Below are 2,850 nucleotides of genomic sequence, written 5' to 3'. Positions count from 1 at the left end.
GATCTTCGCGGGCTTGCTTGAGCCGGATGCATGGAAACGTGCACGTCCGGTTCTGAGGGGGCGGCGGCGCAGCAATGCGCCGTCGCTACCCGGCCAGACAAGGCGTGCCCTGTCTCGGCCACCCGTCACCGTGCGTGAACGATGGGGCCGACCGGCGACGCCTGAACGGGTCTCGCCCGGGGTGGAGCCCCAACCCGCGAACATCGAGACAGGTGAGATCTTGGCGGTGCCGAAACTCAGCGACATCTGGTGCCCAAACTCCAAACTCACGAACAAAACCAGACGTTCAACCGGCGAAGCAACTCCTCCTTCGGAACTGGGAAGTAGAGCAGGCGCACCTGCCCACCAACGGCCTCCACGAGCGCTTTCCAGCCGTCGCGGTCGTCGCGCAGCCACAATCCGTGATCGACCACCACATCCCGGCCATCGCGCAGTAGTCGGGCTAGTTCACCGCAAACCTCCGCGATGACCGGGCCCTCCTTTTCGAAGTAGGTGTGCTCCGGGTAGTCGATGCTGTACCGGCCACGCCGCGCAAAGACGGCCTCATCCACCGACAGCCGGGCTGCGCCGGACGGCTCCAAGACCCGCTTGGCGTACGTGGTCTTTCCCGAGCCCGTCAGCCCTACCAGCAAATGCGCGATCGCCACAGTCCGGGGAATTGCGTCGGATGCCTGATCGGGATGATCCAGAGGGCCTGAACCGGAGTTCACGGTAACGGTCCTTCCTTCGCTCGTCCCGCGACCTCGACCGAGCTCTTTTCGGGTGGTCATCGCGGCGCCGAACGAAGGCCCCACCCAGCGGCGGTGGGTGATGTCCTCCAGTCGGATCAGTGGTGGTCGGGGTCGAGGGCGGCGCCCCGATGTCAACGTAGTGCTGGACGGCGGCCGGCTGGGGCAGCATCGCTGACATGCCGACGGCGGTCGAGCCTGCGATGAAGTTGCGTCGGTGCACGGTTTCGGCCCCTCCGTCGATTGCCGTCAGGGTAAACCCGGCGCCGAGCTCCTGCGGGGGATGCCAGGCCGCACACGTGTTCCGGTACGTCATAAAGCCGGGCGAGGCGAGGCGAGGCGGCTCGGCCACGTCCCGCACCGCACAGCGACCGCTCCCAACCGGCATAGGACGAGATGGAGTAAGCGATGCCCCCGAGCGGCAGCCAGTCGCCAACATGAACAGCGTCCGCGTGCGGAGCCAGGCAGAGGTCCCATCCTCAGAGTGGCAGTGGTGCGCCCCGAGTGTCTCGACGCTGCAGAGGACGGCCCGCCGCGACAACTGTGAGCAGCCACGAGAGCGTGTTGGCAAAGCCGCGCGCCCTACCGGAGACGGCTCGGGTAGCCTTGTGACGGCGGGCCGCTAGCTCAATGGCAGAGCTGTGGACTTTTAATCCATAGGTTCGGGGTTCGAATCCCCGGCGGCCCACAAAATATGCCCTCCGAGCTGCAAAAAAAATAGATACCTATCCAACTGACATCGATCGATGTTTTAGTGCCTCGACGGGCGAAGATCTCTACCGAGCGGGCTGTCGCCGGGACGGTCTGCGGAAGCGGGGTGTCGGTAAGAAACGTGTCACCAGCCGCAAACGGCGGTGATCACATCTGCTCGACGTAGCCGGCGGCGATGTCCTCGGGCGGGTTGGTGTAGCGGCTGATGTATCGCTGGGACTGGTGGCCGAGCCGGCGCTCGAGTTCGTACGCGTCGCTGCCGGTGGCCTCGGCGAGCGCGAAAGCGAACGTGGCGCAAGTCGTGGGGCCGCAGAGGGCTGATGTGCCGAGCCGGGTCGGTGTGCTCGGCGTCGTGCCAGCGGCCGATCTGCCCGCAGATCAGGTTGATCGAGCGGGGCGAGAGCCATCCGTCGGGGCGGCGCGAGCCGATCGAGACGGCGGACAAGAACAGCGCGGCCGCGGCCGGACCAACGTCGGCGGGGCGCTCCTGTTCCAGATAGTCGGCAAGGGCGGTGCGACCGTCGGCGCTGATGAACACGGTGCGGCTGGTGCCGCCTTGCCCCGCACGCCGCTGATCTTCGCCTTCTTCGCCGCGCGCAGCGCCTCCGGCGTGTTCGGTACGACCTGGTCGAGCTCGAGGTTGACCAGTTCCTCGCGGCGTAGGCCGGTGCCGAGCAGGGTGTGCACTATCGCGCGGTCGCGTAGCGGCCGGGCGTGGCCGTGGAGTTCCCCAGCGCCGGACCGGCGGCGGCCCTTGTGCTGGTGGAAGCGGGGCAGCCGGTCGAGCACGTTCTTCAGCGTGCGGACCTGCCCCGGCGTCAGGGCTCGGGGTTCCAGCGGGGGAAGCGGCAGGTCACTGACCTTCGCGCACGGGTTGCCGTGCGGCAGGGCGGCCGGGTCGTGGGTGCACACCCAGGTGGTGAACCCCGACAGCGAGGCGAGGTGGGTGTTGACCGTCGCCGGGGCCAATCCGAGCCCGCCGGCGTCCCGGCCGGCGGTGAGGTGGGTGCGCCAGGCGATCACCTCGCGCTGGACGACGGCGGAGAGCCGGTCGTGGCCGTGGGCGGCGTGGAAGTGGTCGCGGAACCGGGCCAGGTGCAGGGCGATCTTGTCGGCGACCTCGGCCGAGCGGACCCCGCGGACCGCAGCGTCGAGGTACCGGCCTGCCCACGCCTCGATCGCGTCCTGGGTGGCGAGACCGCCGATCGGCAGCGGCACAACCTTTCGTGAAGGCAATCTACGCCGATCCGGCCTGCCCTCGATCTGGGTCACCTGAGCGGTCATGTCGTCAGGTTACGGGTTGCCTTCACAGAAGAGACCTTTCCTGAAGGGAACTCGATATCCCGGCTGTGCCGTTGGAGCTGGTGGCGAGGGTGCTGAGGCGCACCCGGGTCTGGTCGGCCTCGGGCAA

General features: G+C 67.8%; 2 protein-coding genes and 1 tRNA gene. 1 reads left to right on the top strand and 2 read right to left on the bottom strand.

Annotation, left to right across the window (positions count from 1 at the left end; translation table 11 throughout):
- Nucleotides 1-266: 266 nt before the first annotated feature.
- Nucleotides 267-710, bottom strand: coding sequence for an ATP-binding protein (locus AB0O15_RS47900; RefSeq protein WP_364334908.1), 444 nt, complete (start codon nucleotides 708-710; stop codon nucleotides 267-269).
- Nucleotides 711-1,344: 634 nt separating this feature from the next.
- Between AB0O15_RS47900 and AB0O15_RS47895 the strand changes: the two genes are divergently transcribed.
- Nucleotides 1,345-1,416: transfer RNA gene (locus AB0O15_RS47895), tRNA-Lys, on the top strand.
- 401 nt (nucleotides 1,417-1,817) lie between these two features.
- On the opposite strand, the gene AB0O15_RS47890 is transcribed toward AB0O15_RS47895, so the two are convergent.
- A complete protein-coding gene (locus AB0O15_RS47890) occupies nucleotides 1,818-2,723 on the bottom strand; it encodes a hypothetical protein (protein WP_364334905.1) in 906 nt (301 codons plus the stop codon).
- Between the last annotated feature and the right edge of the window lie 127 nt (nucleotides 2,724-2,850).

It is taken from the genome of Actinoplanes sp. NPDC089786, assembly GCF_040684855.1.
Classification (GTDB): Bacteria; Actinomycetota; Actinomycetes; order Mycobacteriales; family Micromonosporaceae; genus Actinoplanes.
Note: the sequence above shows the minus strand (reverse complement) of the source record. Positions and strands in the feature narration are given on the sequence as shown.